Genomic DNA, 17215 nt, shown 5'->3' with positions numbered 1-17215 from the left:
TGGTACGATGAAAGATGAATGTATGGTGTTATCGGGATACGCCAAGACGAGGAGCGGAAGGGGGCATAACGATGTGGACCGTATTGCTGGTAGAAGATGAAGTGTTCGTCCGCGAATCCGTCAGGCGTATCGTCGATTGGCATCGTCTCGGCTATGATGTGATCGGCGAGGCGGGCAACGGCGAGGAGGCGCTCGCCTTCATCATGCAGCGGCGGCCCGACCTGGTCATCTGCGATATTCTGATGCCGAAGATGAACGGCGTGGAGCTGCTGCAGCAGGTGCGCGAGGCCGAGATCGACAGCCGGTTTATTATGCTCTCCTGCCTCGGCGATTTCGAATACGTGCGGCAGGCGATGGAGCTCGGAGCCTCCAATTACATTCTGAAGCTGTCGATGAACGTGCAGTCGCTTGTAGATGCGCTGGTCAAGGTGGAGGCGGAGCTGCAGAAGCGGAAGCCGGGCGGGCAGACTGCCGCCGGCGGGGAAAGGCAATCGGAGGCGGAGCTAAGCCGGGAGCAGGAACGCGATGCGCCGCCGTTGTCCGGGCCGAGCCGACCGGAAGGCGAGACGGGGCATAAGGAAGTCGACAAGCTGATCCGGTTTATGAAGAATAATTACGACCGGATGATTTCGCTGAAGACGCTGGCTCAAGAAGTGTCGATGGACGAGAAATATATCAGCGCGCTGTTTAAGAAGAAGACGGGGACGAACGTCATTCATTACCTGCATCAAATCCGTGTCGGCGAAGCGAAGCGGCGTCTGGAGCAAACGAGCTTGCAAGTATCGGAGATCGGCGCGCAGGTCGGGTATGAGAACGACAATTATTTCATTAAAATATTCAAACGGTTCACCGGATTGACGCCAAGCGCCTACCGTGCCCGATTTTTATCCGGCCGGGGCTGACGAGGCACGGCTGCCGACGGTTTCGGCGGCTTTTTTATTTTAATCCTGCCGGGTTGTTGACAACTGTCTGAATAAAGGTTATTGTAGATAAATAAAGTCTGTAATCGAGGTGGACACTGCGCAATGAAGTTTTCCAAAGCGACGAATTATGCTCTTCACACGATGCTCTTCCTTGCGGCAGCCGCCCCGGATAAACATATCGGCGTTCAGCAGCTGGCCGAGCGGCAGCAGGTTTCGCCTACGTATTTATCGAAAATACTTACCAAGCTGGCCAAGGCGGGGATGGTTGAATCCGCATCCGGCGCCAACGGCGGATACAGGTTAAGACGGAACTGGGGAGACATTTCGTTCCTCGATATTATTCATGCCATTGAAGGGACCGCTTCCTTATTCGACTGCGATTTCAATCACGGGCCGGATTGTTTGATCCGGAAGGTGATGGTAGCCGCGGAAGAGGAGATGGAAGCCTACTTGCGAAAGCAAAATATGGCGGAGCTCGCCAAAAACTTACCGCATCTTCCTCTTTCGTGAAGGGCGGCTCTATTTTTGGTTTTATTATAGATATAAAGAGTCTTTAATATCTTCGTAATTGCTTGCAATGAATGTATTTCACCAAAAACGAGGAGGCATGCAGCGTGATCAAGGAACTATGGGATGAGAACGTCTGGGAAACGGCTTGGAAGGAAGATGCGCATACGGCAGTGAACAAGATGAAACAGGCCGGCATCGATCCGGCGCGCTCGTTTGACAACAAGGCCAAGGCGTTCAACGAGCAAGCGTTTAACGAAGAGGGCAGACGAAGAGCGAAGCGGATTATGAACTGGCTGGAAGGACGGGGCGTAACCTTTGCAGACGCCTCGATATTGGATATCGGAGCGGCGTCGGGCGGATTTACCGTGCCGTTCGCCTTAAGAGGCGCCAGCGTCACCGCCGTGGAGTCTTCTCCCCCGTTGGTGGACTTGCTGAAGGAAAACACCGCGGCCGCGGGGATCGCCCCGGGGAAAGTGGAAATTGCCGCCGAGCGGTTTGAGGATATTGATATTCAAGCCAAAGGATGGGAAAAAGCTTTCGATTTCGTGTTTGTCTCGATGTGTCCGGTCATTGTCGATTGGGAGAGCGTGGAGAAGGTGCTGAGCTGCGCTCGGGATTATTGCTATATCAGTCTTTCGGTAGGCTCCAGAGAGCACAGCCTGGTCGATGCCGTCTGGCCGCTGCTCGCAGACAAGCCCCGCAGGGCCGAGCATTTGGAGATGTCCTATTTGCTGAATTTATTGCTGCTTAAAGGATATTCCTTCGAGACGCTGGTCACAAGGGAAATGAAAACGACGGAGGTTTCCGTTGAAACGGCGCTCGAGGACGCCATCAACTGGCTGAATATGTGGAAGGTGCCGACGGACGAGCGGAACCGGACCATCGTCGCCGATTACTTGGCAAGCAATTACCCGCACGGCAAGGTGGAAATCCGGCAGGGAGGCCGTTTCGGCAAGGTGCTGGTTCGCTTGAAGCATCAGCATATGCTAGGTTAATATACTACGGAGGTGCAGAAATGATGAAAGATCAGCTTCTCGATGCAGTCATTATCGGCGGAGGCCCGGCGGGGCTTAATGCCGCGCTTATGCTGGGACGGGCAAGGAAAAAGGTGGCGGTCATCGACGAAGGCCGCCCGCGCAATGCGGTCACGCGGGAATCCCACGGGTTTCTGACCCGCGACGGGATTCAACCGGACGAATTTCGGCGGATCGCGAAGGAACAGATCGGAGCGTATCCGTCCGTTTCGTTCGTCAAAGACATAGCCGTATCGGTTGCCGGGACGGACGGGAGCTTCCGCATAGCGACGGCGAATGGACAAACCTTTGCGAGCCGCAAGCTGCTGTTTGCCTTCGGCATGAAGGACCGGCCGCTGGCGATACCGGGGCTGGCGGAGGTATACGGGAAAAGCGCCTTCGTCTGCCCGTATTGCGACGGCTGGGAATTAAGAGACGAACCGCTTGTTATTATTCACCAGGGGGCTGATCTCATGCACTTCGCTCCCCTTATATCCGGCTGGACCAAGCGATTTGTCGTTTGCACGAACGGGCCGGACGGGCTGTCCGACGCGGAGCGCGAGGAGCTGCGCCGCCGGCAAATCCCGTTATTCGATGCGCCGATCCGCTCGGTTGATTCGAATGAAGGCATCGTGCGCCAAGTCGTTCTTGAGGACGGAACGGCGATTCCGTGCCGAGGGATCTTTTTCAAACCGCTGCTGGTTCCGGGATCGGATTTGCCGCAGGCTATCGGATGCGAAGTGACGGAAGCGGGAATCGTCGTTACCGACGAGTTCGGCAAAACGAACATTCCCGGCGTCTACAGCGCGGGGGATGCGGCCTCGCAGCGCCATCAGGTTATTGCTGCCGCTTCTATGGGCGCATTCGCCGCGGCAGCCATGAACAATGAAATGAACTTGGAAGCTTGGAGAAGCAACGGCTAAGAAGCGCGAAGCTACAACATAAAGAAACCGTTCCTTGTTGCAGATACGGCGGGCAATACTCGCTTTCTTCTGTAGAGGAGCGGTTTTTTTGCGTTCGCGAAAAAAAGTGCAACGCGTTAAAAATGTGTTACCGCGCGCGGAGGACGGCAAAAAAAAGTGTTATTGCCGGTAATCGCTTACATCGCTATGATGGGGGGACATTACGGAGGAAACGAGGGATAGCGATGACACCAATACGCGCCAGCGGGGTCCGCAGTGCCGACCGGCTCGCGGAGAGGCCTAAGGAGAAGCGATGGATAAAAATGTGGAGGCGCAACCGGTATTTGTACTTGCTTGCGTTGCCGGGCATTTTGTTTTTTCTTATTTTTAAATATGTGCCGATGTGGGGCGTTCTGATTTCGTTTCAAAATTACTCCCCTTACCAAGGCTTGCTGCACAGCCCGTGGGTCGGCTTCGAGCATTTTGCGCGGTTTTTCGCCAATCCGGATTTTCTGAAGCTGTTCCGCAATACGCTTGGCATTAATGTGATGAACCTTGTGCTGTTCTTTCCGCTGCCGATTTTGTTATCCGTTCTGCTGAACGAGCTAAAGCAGCAAGTATTCAAGAAGACGGTGCAGATGATCGTCTACCTGCCGCACTTCTTTTCGTGGGTGATCATTGTCGGAATTACTTTCTTAATGCTGTCGCATAGCGAAGGCGTAATTAACAAGATGCTGCAGAGCGCAGGCTGGAGCCAGATCGACTTTTTGACCAATCCCCGTTACTTCTGGCTGCTGCTGACGGCCCAGACGATCTGGAAGGATGCGGGCTGGGGGACGATTATTTTCCTGGCGGCCATTGCCGGCATCGATCCGCAGCTGTATGAAGCGGCGAAAATGGACGGGGCGGGCAGGCTCAGGCAAATATGGCATATTACGCTGCCCTGCATCCGCAACGTCGTCGTCATTTTGCTTATCCTGCGAATCGGCCATATGATGGACGTCGGGTTCGAGCAAGTGTTCCTGATGATGAACGGCGCCGTCTCCGATGTGGCCGACGTGTTCGAAACCTACGTATACCGCGTCGGCATCAAGCAGGGGCAATTCAGCTACAGCACGGCGATCGGGCTGTTCAAATCGCTGGTGGGCTTGATTCTGGTCGTGGCGGCGAACAAAGCGGCCAAAAAAATGGGCGAGGAAGGAGTGTACTGATATGCGGGGGCAAGCGGCGGACCGGTGGTTTACGGCAGTCAATGTGCTGATCCTGTCAATGGTAGGGCTGATCAGCGTATTTCCTTTGTACTACGTGTTTATCGTTTCATTTACGAACCCGGACGAATATTTCAGCAGAGGCTTCGTGTTGTTCCCGGAATCGTGGAGCCTTATCTCTTACCGGTATATTTTATCGACCAAATCATTTATTAATGCGATCGGAATCAGCGGATTTCTCGCAACGGCGGGCACTTTGCTCTCGCTGGCGGTTACTTCGGCGCTCTCCTATACGCTGTCGCGCAAACGGATGGAAGGACGCAAAATGCTGATGCTGATGGTCCTTATAACGACCTTGTTTCAGCCGGGCATCATCCCGAATTATTTGCTCGTCAGGGAACTGGGGCTGATCAACAGCGTATGGTCGCTTATCATTCCCGTGCTGAGCAGCGGCTGGTACGTGCTGCTTATGAAAGGCTTCTACGACAGCATACCGGACAGTCTGGAGGAAGCCGCTACGATGGACGGCTGCAACGATATTCAGGCATGGGTCCGCATCGTTCTGCCGCTATCGCTTCCGGCGATGGCCGCCTTCGGGCTGTTTTTCGCCGTCGGCTATTGGAATACGTTTTTTCAGGCCATCTTGTACATCAACAATCACAACATCTGGCCGCTGCAGGTGCTGCTGCAAAATATGCTGATCGACGCGTCGACCGCTTCCGGAGGCTCGGCCGCGCTGGAGCTGACCAGCGACCAGCCGATTCCGCCGGAGACGCTGAAGATGGCCGCCGTCGTCGTCGCGACGATTCCGATTTTGCTCGTATATCCGTTTTTGCAAAAGCATTTCGCCAAAGGAGCGATGGTCGGGTCGGTTAAGGAATGACTGCCGGTCGGCGCTGCCAAGGCACGGGTTCATATTAAACTAAAGGGGCTGAATACAGATGAGAAAGCAAGCATGGACGTTGGCGCTGACATCCGTCGTAGGAGCGGCGGCGCTGCTCTCTGGTTGTTCGGGAGGCGCGGAGCAGAATGGAGCGGACGCCGGCAAGGACGCCGGTCCGACGCAGATCAGTGTCATGACCGTGTTCTTCACGCCGGAGCCTCCGGGGGAAGACGATGTGACGAAGAAGGAAATCGAGAAAAATACGAATACGAAGCTGAACATCTCCTGGGTGTCGGGCAACAATTACGACGATAAAATGAATGTGACGCTGGCGTCGGGAGACATTCCGGAGCTGATGCTCGTGCTCGACCCTTACCATCCGCAAGTCCAAACGATGGCTGCCCAAGGGGCGTTCTGGGATCTTACGCCTTATATTAAGGATTACAAGCATTTAAGCGAGCTTCCGGCTCTGTCCTGGCAAAATTCGAGCATCAACGGCCGCAGCTACGGCATTCCGCGGGTCAGGCCGCTCGAAGGCTCCGGCTCCTTCCCGCTCATCCGCAAAGATTGGCTCGACAAGCTCGGCTTGCCGGTGCCTGCCGATATGGATCAGATGTACGAGACGATGAAGGCGTTCAAGGAGAAAGATCCGGACGGCAACGGCAAGAACGATACGATCGGCTTCTCCGGACTGGTGAGCTCCGACGGGATGGGCTCTTTCGGCTGGGTAGAGAACGTGTTCAACGGAACGAACGGGCGGTGGAAGGAAAAGGACGGCAAATTGTTGAATACAGTATATGAGCCGGGTACGCGCGAGGCGCTGGTATGGCTGACGAAGGCGTATCAGGACGGTATCATCGCCCCCGACTTCCCGACGCTCAAGACGACGCAGGTGCGCGACCTGATCACGACGAGCAAGGCCGGCATATTTGCCGATGCGATCAAGCCGTCATGGCTGCTGACCGGGCAGATGCGGAAGACGAACCCGCAGGCGGATCTGCTGCCGCTCACTTACCTGGAAGGGCCGAACGGCAAATTCGTTCCCAAGGACTCCGGAGTGTACGGGATGTATGTGATTCCGACGACGGTGCCCGAAGCGAAAATGAAAAAGCTGCTGCAGTTCATGGATTACGGAGCGACGGAGGAGGGATGGATGCTGGCGAGCTTCGGCTTGAAGGACGTTCATTATACCGTGAAGGACGGCGTCATCGCGCCTACGGAGCAGGCTGCCAAAGATAATGTCGGGGTATTCCTGCATTTGTTCGCCAATCTGGACCGCTATGAAAGGGCGTATCAGACCGGCATTCCGGCCGATTTCTTGAACAGAAACAAGCAAATTATCGACGAGCGGGCCAAATACAGCGTAGCCGACCCTGCCGTAGGGCTGAATTCGGAAACTTATTTGAAAATAGGCAAAGATTACGATAAAAAGATTCAGGATTTGAAAGTGAAAATTATTCTCGGGCGGGAGCCGATTGCGGCATGGGACGAGTTCGTAGCGAAGCTGAAGGCCGATGCACAGTATCGGAAAATAGACGAGGAGATTAACGCGGAGTATGCGAAGCGAAAAGGAAAGTAGGCTGCTCCGCCGGTTTTGTCTCGTTTGCGGTTTGTGTGGATAAAAATGGAAAAAAAGGAGTGGTTGGCGAGATGAAGAAGAAGCCGAACATATTGTTTTTGATGAGCGACCAGCATCGGGCGGACGTGACGGGGTATGAAGGCAATCCGGTTATACGCACGCCTCATCTGGACCGGCTCGCATCGACCGGCGCGGTGTTCCGCAATGCATATACGCCTTCTCCGATCTGCATTCCAAGCAGACAGAGCATGATGGCGGGACAGTTCCCGCGAACGACAGGATGCGAAACGTTCGGGCAGGATTTGCCGCCCGGGCATATGACCTTTGCCAGACGATTGTCGCAGTACGGCTACCAGACCGTCGTCAGCGGCAAGCTTCATCATACGGGGAGCGACCAGATGATGGGCTGGACGCGGCGGATCTGCGGCGATATGCAGACGGAACCGGGCTATATCGAAGGCAAGCAGGAGGATGAATATGCGAAGTACCGCGTCCCGTCCCAGAAATGGCCGCAGCCCAAAGAAGTGAGCCGGGCCGGGGTCGGCCGCGGACAGTGTATCTCCCACGATGAATATGCGCTGGAGGGAGCGCTGCAATTCATCGACGATTATTTCAACAGCACGTATTACGACCGCGAGCAGATTCAGCCGCTTCTGTTGAAGGTCAGCTTCCTGCAGCCGCATTATCCTTACTTTACGAGCGAGGAGAAGTTCACTTATTACTTGAACAGGGTGTCGCCGAATTTCAATGAACCGTTGTTCGACCATCCGTTCCTCAGCAAATTCCGCGTACATGCCGGAGTCGACGCATCCGAGCGGGACATTCGCCGGGCGACGGCGGCTTACTACGGAATGATCGAGACGATCGACGGTTATTTCGGACAAGTGATGGCGGCGCTGGAGCATGTCGGACAAAATCTGGACGATTGGATCATCATTTATACGTCCGACCACGGGGAGATGCTGGGCGAGCACGGCGTCTGGGAGAAACAGAAGTTTTTCGAAGCGAGCGCCAGAGTGCCTCTGATCATCCGATATCCGGCCGGGTTTCAAGGCGGCAGAACCTTGGAGGAAAATGTGAATCTATGCGATCTGTTCGCGACGATCTGCGATCTGTGCGGCATTCCCGCTCCGGACGGGCTGGATAGCCGCAGCCTTGAGCCGCTGATGGCAGGAGATTCCGCCGGATGGGATAACGAGACGGTGTCCCAATTCGGGGGAACCAATCTGATGATTAAACGCGATCATCTGAAATACCAGTATTACGATACGGACGGCTCGGAAGTGCTGTTCGATCTGGCGCGCAACAAGGAAGAGACGGTCAATTACATGGCCGACCCGCAGTATGCGGAAGCCGTCGCACAGTTCCGCGAGCGCGCGAAGGAGCTGCGCTTTTAGCGCCGAGACGAAGGAGAAAGGCGGTACGATGACCGATGAACGGATGGAAGCTTCCCTTTCACATGCCGGCTATCTCATGGGTACAGCGCCGAACTTACCGCAAGAGCTTGCTTATCGTGCTCGCGATTACTTGTTTGCCGACCTTATTGGTCGGCATTTGCGTTAACCGGATCGGCATCGGACAGCTGGAGAAATCCGTCGCCGCCACGAGGGAGCTGCAGGTGAGCCAGGCAGTCGTTCGAGCGGACGAGCTGCTGACGCATCTGGAGAAAAATGCGACTCAATGGGCGTTTAATCCGGTATTCGGCCTGAAGCTGTTAAACCTGCAAACCGATTACGACTACGAGCATATCAGGGAGATTTTTCACTCGCTGGTGCTGCTGAAGGGCTCCAATCCGCTGATTCAGGAGGCTTATTTGTATATGGATCGGCCGGGAACCGTCTATTCCGAGGACGGCGGCGTGACGGCGCTCGGCGCGCTGGATAGAGAGCGCTTCCATTCCTTGCTGGCCGGGCCATACACGACGTACTGGCTCCCGTCGCTTGGTTTGCTGCAGCAGATGGACAAGGAGGCGCCGGCCTTGATTTACCGGCTTCCGGCCGATATCGGTCAGCCCTTTGCCGCGCTTGCGATTTATTTGAACAAGGGCGCCTTGGCGCAATTGCTGAGCGAACCGACTGCGGGGGGAGAGGCCAGTTCCTTTATGGTTGCGGCAGACGGCGTATGGATCGCCGAGGCCGGCTCCGGACAGCCTTCCGCCAGGGAGGAGGAGCTGAAGCGGGCGGTGCTGTCCCAGGGCCGGCGCAGCGGCACCTTCGTCTATGCGGCGGCAAACGGGAAGGAGAGCTACTCCGTCTCCTACAGCACCTTGAACCGGCTCGGCAGCGGCTGGATCTATGTATCCGCAGTATCCTTATCCAAGATGACCGCGCCGGTTCTGCTTACCTCCAGGCTGCTCTATGCCGTCAGCCTGGCGGGGCTGCTCGCGGGAATCGTGATCTCCATCTTCGCCTCGCGCAAGCTGTACGAGCCGATTCGGTATTTGACCGGGCTGATCCGGGTCAACCGAAGGCCGGCCGACGCGGACGGCGAGCATAACGAGGTCGCGTTCATCGAGCGGGAATGGAGGCAGCTGAGCCTGGAAAGCCAAAGCTTGCGGGAGCTGTCGGCCAGACAGCTGCCGAGCTTGCGCGTAGGCTTCCTGCTGCAGCTGGTGCAGGGGCACTTCTACACCTGGACGGAGACGGAGGTGCGAAGCCGGATGGAGGAGCTGGGCTGGGAGCCGGGGGACGACAGCTTTGCCGTCGTCGTCATTCAGCTTCACGGCATGACCAAGCGGTCATCGGCCCATTACAAGGAGCGCGATATTCAGCATCTGTCCTATGCCGCTTCCAATATTACGGAAGAGCTGGCCCAATCGAAATTCGATCATGCGGAAGTGATTAACTTTCAAGATATGTCCGCAGGTCTTCTCGTCCGTTATCCGGCGCGGGTGTCAAGCCGGCAGGCGAAGCTGGAGCTGTATGAATTCGCCGAGCAGCTGACCCAAGCGATCAGCTCGACGATCCGCATGGAGGTCACGGTTTGCCTCGGCCGGATCACTCCCGCTGCAACGCGGATTCCCGTCGTTCTGGACGAGGCGAGACAGGAAATTCGCAACCGCAAGCTGATCGAAGGGAATCAAATATTGGACGCCGAGGAGCACAGCCGCGAAGAGCACGCGCCGGTCCATTATCCGTTTGTGGCTGAGACGGAGCTGCATCAGGCGATCCGGGACGGGCAGCTGGACGAAGCGATGGAGGCGGCTGAACGATTCTGCCGCGAGCTCCACCGGCATAGGAGCACGCAGCGGTTATTCTCGCAAGGTCTGCTTCAGCTGTTCGGCAATATGCAGTTCCACTTTCTGAAGGCCGGTTTCGATCCGTACCCGCACGCGGCATCCTTCGATCCGTATGCGGAGCTGAGCCGGATAACCGATCCCGAGGAAGCGGTCGGCTGGTTCCGGCACAAGGTCGTCGGTCCTTATGTGGAGGAGGTCCGGCAAACGGCCGAGACGCATGAGGCGAAGCACAGGCGGATCGTCGAAAGCATGGTCGAATCGCTCCGCACTTCGTATCATAGCGAGGTATCGCTGGAGTCGTACGCGGATGCCTACGGCGTCAATCCGGTGACGCTCAGCCGCATATTCAGGCAGGCGACCGGGAGCAACTTTATCGATTGCTTGACCCGAATCCGGATGGATCAATCGAAGCGTCTGCTGGCGGAAACGGATTTGAAGATCAACGAGATCGCCGAGCGCGTAGGCTACCAGCCGACGTATTTTAACCGCATTTTCAAAAAGATCGAAGGAGTTACGCCGAGCCGCTACCGGGAAGCGGTCAAACTGTAGCGCCGCTTCCGGCCCGGTTGGGTTTGGCGGATAAAGCGGCTGAACGTTAAGAGCATTTTGGAATAGAAAGGATGGTGGGAGAGAGTGGTTTCATCTGCAATTGCCTCTGTTGTGCAATTTATTTATTCGCGGCTTGCCGCAACGGAACTGAACTGGGCTTTGACGGGCAGTGCCGGCTTGGCTTATCAAGGCTTGCCTGTACAGCCCAACGATATAGATATTCAAACCGATGAAGCGGGAGCTTATGCAATGGAGCGCATGTTTGCGAGCTATATCGCCAAGCCGGTAGCCTATTCATCCAACGGCCGGATACGATCTCATTTCGGCAAGCTGCTCGTTGACGGCATCGAAGTGGAAATAATGGGCGATATCGAAAAATTGGTAGACGGACAGTGGGAAAAGACGCCTCCGCTCGCGTCCATAAAGCGAATCGTGCAAGCGGGGGATATGCGGCTTCCCGTCTTGTCGCCGGACTATGAAGCGGAGGCGTACCGGAAGCTGGGGAGATTCGAGAAGGCGGAAATGATCAGACTGTGGCAGTCGTCTTAAAGCGAAGCTATCGACAGCGATTGGAGGATCAAATGGACGCCGCAGCGGACTTTTTCACCACGCTTCTAAGAGAGCGGTGAAAAAGTGGCCGGAGAGTCGGTAGAGAGTTGGAACAGCGTAAGCGGTCGCCTTTGTAGACGGATTTTCCCCGCGTGAGGGGTTAAAATGAAAGGAATCCGGCTACAACAGCGAGTGGAAACCTCTTTCGACCGCAGGCCACGACTCAATCACCACCTTTCTAAAAGTCCGGTGAAAAAGCAGACTTCACTAGTCGAAGGCAATCTGGAGAAGCGCAGCGGTTGCCTTTGTTCCCGAATTATTTAACCCATTGAAGGGCTAATTATTCAAGAAATTCGGGATGGGCAGCGATCGGAAGAGGCTTTCGCCTGCGCAGAAGGCAACCCTTCAGCGGCGCAGTACACTCACAACGGACACAGCGGCCATTATATCAACCCTATCGGCCATTTTGGAATTCTAACGGACACAGATGCAGCTATTGGTTGGCAGAGCCTCCATAGAAAGCGATTCGGAGCTATGTAAGCGCCATGACGTCCGTTACGTTGAAAAAGCGTCTGTTTGCGGCGAATTTAGCTCTCCTGTGTCCGTTACAACTTAGAAACGGTTCGATGCTCGGCTCCGGGCGCGTCAGCGGACTTTTTTACGGCCCTTCTAAGAGTCTGTCCGATCGGAGCAGGAGGGACAGTTTGGAGAAGCGATAGCGTTCAAGAAATCCAGGGACAACAGCGAGTGGAAAACTTCTATCGACTGTAGGCCACGACTCAATCACCTGCTATAATGTTATAAAAAAATAATTAGGGGATGCATATGAGGATGTTCATAGTGTTTGCCCTATTTTCCTTGTTTTTGTACAGTTGCTCTGGCCCATACGAGGTCGTCAGCTTTCAATCCGCCGCAAACAACCCGGAACTGCAAAACAAGTTGAATATAGCAATCGAAACGTTAGGCGATCAACAGGGGGTTGGGCAATTTAACGTAAATGATCGTACGTTTATTTTAATGACTAGCGGAGTCAAAAACAGCGGCGGATATACGATAAAAATCGTTTCATTCGAAGAAAAGAATAATGAAATAACGATAGCTGTCAAAGAACAGCCTCCTGAAACCGCCAACACCTTACCGGTTAGAGAAAATCCGAAATTACTGATCAGCATCAAAAAGACTTCTTACCCTATTCGGCTTAAGTGGAGCTGAAAAAGGGTTGCCTTTTTATATAACACGTGTTATTTTCAAGGTAAGAGGTGTAGCATGACATGACGAAAAGAGTGACCAGCTTTGATGTGGCCAAAAGAGCAGGCGTATCGCGCAGCGTCGTATCGGCCGTATTGAACGGCACGCGAGGAATCGGCGTAGGAGAAGAGAAGCGCAAGGCCGTGCTTGAAGCTATCCGCGAATTGAATTATCAGGTGGACGCCCAAGCCAGAGGGATGAAGACGGGGCGAAGCCAGTGTCTGGCCGCATACGGAAACGTCGCCAATCCCTTGTTTCTGCAGGTGCTGGAAGGGATACAGGCGGCCTGCGCGGCTTGGGGTTACCATGTGCTGCTCTATCCGTCGGGAAGCTCCGACAGTCAGCGTATCGAAGGCTTGCTCGATTTGTTCCGGCAGCGCCGGATCGACGGCGTCGTCGCCTTGGACCGCCCGCATCAGGTTCATGAAGGCTGGGTGCAGCTCGTTCACGAAAACCGCCTGCCTTATGTTTCCGTCGAAGGATACCCGGACACCGAGGAAATTCCTTCCGTATTGATGGATTACGAAGAGAGCGTGCGGCGGGCCCTAGATTACATCGCGGCCCGCACCAGGCAGATTCCCGCTTATTTGGAGCTGCATCATCAGGGGACTCCTCTCGGCTGGGGCGACCGGCAGCGCCGTAACGCCTATGAAGACTGGATGGCGGAACGGGGATGGGAGCCGCAAGTATATACCGCTGCGGATGGCCCTTGGAAGGAACGCGAGCCGTTCTGGCGGGAGTGGCTGCAGCGGCATAGAGCGAGTTCAGCGATACTGACCAATTGGTCGCGCGGAGCAGTCTATGTATGCCGCGCCGCGCAGCTGCTCGGCATACAAGTCGGCCGGGAGCTGCATGTGATGGCATCCGATAACACGGAGCGCATCAACCAGCATATGTTTCCGGCCATTACGTCGACGGAGGTTCCGTATCGGGAGATGGGACGGCTTGCCGCGAAGCGGCTGCTGGAATACATCGGCGGACAAAGACCGCTGGACGATACGAGCGGCATCTGGGTGCCGGCTGTTCTGGAAGAGCGGGACAGCGTAGGCGAAGCTGCGGAGCGGGGGCGATGAATTGCGCCGCGAAGGCTTGGGACGGCTGAAGCGCAGGAGAGGCTGTAAGGAGCAGGACAGGGGAGATGGCGCAATCGAGTAGGTCAGGGAAACGTCGAGCCGCTTCCCGAATGACTTCGGCGTTATTTTTCAACTTATTATAACACGTGTTATATCGCCTTTTATAATTAAGAGGGAGTGAGCTTGATATGTGGTTTACATATGAAAAGACGGCGGCAAGAGTGAAGGAGCTGGCCGAGTTTCGCTATCGCGACAGGCAGCCCGTCTCCGTGTTTGAGAGTCTCGAAGACCCGGAAGGGGCCGTCGGCGCGCGCCCGGCGCTTCCGTTGAGCGCTCATCCCGATGCTTCGGTGATGAGATTGGGCGATCGCTGGGCGGGACAAGACCGTTATTTGTGGCTCGCGGCCGAGGTTCGAGTGCCTTTCGAATGGGAAGGGCGCATGATTGTAGGCCGATTCGACTTTGGCCGGACGGGCGGAGGCAACAATTCCGGCTTCGAATCGCTGCTCTATGTGAACGGGCAGCCTTATCAAGGCGTCGATTCGAATCATCGGGAGGTATTCTTCGAGGGCTGCCAAGCGGGTTCTACGCTGCAGCTATGCTTCCGGCTCTGGTCGGGCCTCGGAGGCTATCGGCCGAATACCGATCAGGAGCATCGGCTGGAGCGCGCAGAGCTCTGCTGGCTGGACGAAGCCGCAGACGACCTCTATTACAGCGCGCGGGCCGCGCTGGAGACGGTGCGGGAGCTGCACGAGCATGCCCCCGAACGGGCGCTGCTGCTGTCCGCCGTCGATCAGGCGCTGCTGCTCGTCGATTGGTCGCATCCCGGCTCCGAGCCGTTCTATACCTCCGTGGCCGCCGCCGCGGAGCGGCTGAACGAAGCGCTGGCCGCACTGCCCAAGCAGCATCCGGTCACCGTTCGCTGCATCGGCCATACGCATATCGACGTGGCGTGGCTGTGGCGGCTCAAACATACGCGGGAGAAGGCGGCCCGTTCTTTCTCTACGGTGCTGCGGCTGATGGAGAAGTATCCGGATTATATTTTTTTGCAGACGATGCCGCAGCTGTACGAGTATATTAAGAACGATTACCCGGACATTTACGATCAGATCAAGGAACGGGTCCGCGAAGGGCGCTGGGAAGCCGGAGGCGGGATGTGGCTGGAGGCGGACTGCAATCTGACGTCGGGGGAGTCGCTCGTGCGCCAGCTGCTGTATGGCACTCGTTTTTTAAAAGAGGAGTTCGACGTAGACTGCAAATACTTATGGCTGCCGGACGTCTTCGGCTATAGCTGGGCGCTGCCGCAAATATTGCGCAAATCCGGGATCGATACGTTCATGACGACGAAGATCAGCTGGAATCAATATAACCGGATGCCGCATGATACGTTCCGCTGGAGGGGGATCGACGGGACGGAAGTTTTGACGCATTTTATTACAACGCCGGATGACGCGGGAGGCTGGCTGTATACATATAACGGCGAAGTGACGGCCCGGTCGGTGGCCGGTATTTGGGAGACGTACCGCGACAAGGCGGTGAACCGCGAGCTGCTGCTCTCTTACGGTTACGGGGACGGCGGAGGCGGCGTCACGCGGGACATGCTGGAACTGCGCAGAAGGCTAAGCACTCTGCCGGGCATACCTCATGTGACGACGGGCCGCGCCGACGAATATTTCGAACGGCTGCACTGGACGGTCGCCGAGACGAAGGAATACGTTCATACCTGGGACGGCGAGCTGTACCTGGAGCTGCATCGCGGCACTTACACAAGCCAGGCGTATAACAAGAAGATGAACCGCAAGCTCGAGCTGCTCGCGCGCGAAGCGGAATGGATGGGCGTGCTCGGCGGCCTGCAGAGCGGAGACTGGTCCCGCTATGCGCACGAAGCGCTGACGGCAGCGTGGAAAATCGTGCTGCGCAATCAGTTCCACGACATTATTCCGGGCTCCTCGATTCATGAAGTGTACGAAGATTCGCGAATCGAATACGAGGAAGCGGAGCGGCTGCTGCGCCAAGCTGCCCGCGAAGCCGAAGCTGCGCTGGCCGCCGTGAATACGCCGCCGGATGGGGCCGCAGCGTCCAGCCCGCTGCATCAGGGCTCTGAAGAGGGCGCGCTGCGGGCCGCGGAACCTACGGTCTTCACCGTATGGAACAGCGCGGGCTGGACGCGAGGGGGGATTGCGCATATCGCCTCAGAGCAGCCGGAATGCGCCGCGGCGGCAGAGCAGGGCGAATGGACGGATGCGCAGGGACGGAGCTTGGCCAGCCAAAAAATTTCGTCCGGATGGCTCGTACAGATCGGCGAAGCGCCGTCTCTCGGGTATGCCGGGCTTCATTTCAAGCCTTCGGCAGCGGCGCCTGCTTCCGGTACGGATGCTTCGCCGTTTGTAGTTCATGACGGCGGAATGGACACTCCGTTCTATAAGCTGAAGTGGAACGAAGCGGGACAGATTGTGTCCATTCGGGACACGTCGGCGGGACGAGAGGCACTTGCAGACGAGGCCCGGGGCAATGTGCTGCAGGTGTTTGAGGATAAGCCAAAGGGACGTCATGAGGCTTGGGACATCGATATATTTTATACGGAGAAAATGGAGGAAATCCGCGAGCTGCGTTCCGTTGCGGTAACCGAGCTGGGGCCTCTTCGAGCCGCGATTCGTTTCGTATGGAGCTACCGGTCGTCGACGGTGGAACAGGAGCTGACGGTATATGCGCATTCCCGCCGTATCGATTTCCGTACTGTCGTCGATTGGCAGGAGCGGCGCAAGCTGCTGAAAGCGGCATTCCCGGTGCGGGTCCGTTCGACCGAGGCGACGTACGATATTCAGTTCGGCAACGTCAAGCGACCTACGCATTGGAACACGAGCTGGGATTTTGCCCGATTCGAGGTTGTCGGCCATCAATGGGCGGACCTGTCGGAACGGGGATATGGCGTAAGCTTGTTGAACGATTGTAAATACGGGTACGACATCAAAGATAACGTCATGCGGCTTACACTGCTGAAATCGGCGATGGTGCCCGACCCGCAGGCCGACCAGGGAAGTCACGAATTCACTTATTCGCTGCTCCCGCATCAGGGAGATTGGCTTGAAGGCGGAACGGTGCAGGAGGCTTGGGATTTGAATGCGCCGCTTATCGGCCGTAAAGGGGCTGTGCAGGCTCCCGGTTCTTTGCTTCGCATTGACGGCGGACATGTCCATGTCGATGCGGTCAAAAAAGCCGAAGATGACGAGCGGGTCGTCATCCGCTTCCATGAATTCGCCGGGCAGCGGGGCCGTGTCGCGCTGGCAAGCGATTATACGATCCGCAGCTGGCAGGAGTGCGATCTGTTGGAGCGTCCGGCAGGGGATAAGCGGGAGGCGGAGGACGGAGCGGTCCTGCTGGAGTTGAAGCCGTATGAGATTAAAACGCTGCTGCTGGAATTGTCCCGCTAAAGCGGTCCGGTACAGCGAAGCTTAACGGATAATACAAATGTAAAGTGAAAAAAGCCCCTCCCCGGAAGCTTAGTTCAAGCGTTCCGAAGGAGGGGCTTATTGCCGTCCT

General features: G+C 56.2%; 13 protein-coding genes. All 13 read left to right on the top strand.

Going from position 1 to position 17215, the window contains the following annotated elements; translation table 11 throughout:
• The first annotated feature begins 71 nt into the window (after window positions 1-71).
• The 13 genes from SK3146_RS11805 (at window position 72) to SK3146_RS11745 (ending at window position 17106) form a co-directional block, all read left to right on the top strand.
• A complete protein-coding gene (locus SK3146_RS11805; protein WP_249865265.1) occupies window positions 72-902 on the top strand; it encodes a response regulator in 831 nt (276 codons plus the stop codon).
• Window positions 903-1025: 123 nt separating this feature from the next.
• A complete protein-coding gene (locus SK3146_RS11800) occupies window positions 1026-1433 on the top strand; it encodes an Rrf2 family transcriptional regulator (protein ID WP_249865264.1) in 408 nt (135 codons plus the stop codon).
• Between the two features lie 107 nt (window positions 1434-1540).
• Complete coding sequence (locus SK3146_RS11795; RefSeq protein WP_375295508.1) at window positions 1541-2428, top strand: class I SAM-dependent methyltransferase; 888 nt, start codon at window positions 1541-1543, stop codon at window positions 2426-2428.
• Window positions 2429-2451: 23 nt separating this feature from the next.
• Window positions 2452-3369 (top strand): NAD(P)/FAD-dependent oxidoreductase, encoded by a 918-nt coding sequence (locus SK3146_RS11790; RefSeq protein ID WP_249866272.1) that lies wholly within the window; start codon window positions 2452-2454, stop codon window positions 3367-3369.
• Between the two features lie 224 nt (window positions 3370-3593).
• The gene (locus tag SK3146_RS11785; RefSeq protein WP_434006870.1) at window positions 3594-4559 is read left to right on the top strand and encodes an ABC transporter permease; all 966 of its coding nucleotides are present in this window, start codon (window positions 3594-3596) and stop codon (window positions 4557-4559) included.
• A 1-nt stretch (window position 4560) separates the two neighbouring features.
• Window positions 4561-5439, top strand: coding sequence for a carbohydrate ABC transporter permease (locus SK3146_RS11780; RefSeq protein WP_249865262.1), 879 nt, complete (start codon window positions 4561-4563; stop codon window positions 5437-5439).
• A gap of 58 nt (window positions 5440-5497) precedes the next feature.
• Window positions 5498-7018: an extracellular solute-binding protein gene (locus SK3146_RS11775; RefSeq protein WP_249865261.1), complete on the top strand. Its 1521-nt coding sequence runs from the start codon at window positions 5498-5500 to the stop codon at window positions 7016-7018.
• Between the two features lie 71 nt (window positions 7019-7089).
• Complete coding sequence (locus SK3146_RS11770) at window positions 7090-8415, top strand: sulfatase-like hydrolase/transferase (RefSeq protein ID WP_249865260.1); 1326 nt, start codon at window positions 7090-7092, stop codon at window positions 8413-8415.
• Window positions 8416-8450: 35 nt separating this feature from the next.
• Complete coding sequence (locus SK3146_RS11765) at window positions 8451-10805, top strand: AraC family transcriptional regulator (RefSeq protein WP_249865259.1); 2355 nt, start codon at window positions 8451-8453, stop codon at window positions 10803-10805.
• A gap of 111 nt (window positions 10806-10916) precedes the next feature.
• Window positions 10917-11354 (top strand): nucleotidyltransferase domain-containing protein, encoded by a 438-nt coding sequence (locus tag SK3146_RS11760; protein ID WP_249865258.1) that lies wholly within the window; start codon window positions 10917-10919, stop codon window positions 11352-11354.
• A gap of 831 nt (window positions 11355-12185) precedes the next feature.
• Complete coding sequence (locus tag SK3146_RS11755; protein WP_249865257.1) at window positions 12186-12566, top strand: protease complex subunit PrcB family protein; 381 nt, start codon at window positions 12186-12188, stop codon at window positions 12564-12566.
• Between the two features lie 59 nt (window positions 12567-12625).
• A complete protein-coding gene (locus SK3146_RS11750) occupies window positions 12626-13675 on the top strand; it encodes a LacI family DNA-binding transcriptional regulator (protein WP_249865256.1) in 1050 nt (349 codons plus the stop codon).
• A 188-nt stretch (window positions 13676-13863) separates the two neighbouring features.
• Window positions 13864-17106, top strand: a complete 3243-nt coding sequence (locus SK3146_RS11745; protein ID WP_249865255.1) for an alpha-mannosidase — start codon at window positions 13864-13866, stop codon at window positions 17104-17106.
• Window positions 17107-17215 lie beyond the last annotated feature (109 nt).

Source organism: Paenibacillus konkukensis, assembly GCF_023523925.1.
GTDB classification, from domain to species: Bacteria; Bacillota; Bacilli; order Paenibacillales; family NBRC-103111; genus Paenibacillus_S; species Paenibacillus_S doosanensis.
This window is presented reverse-complemented; position numbering and strand designations above follow the sequence as displayed.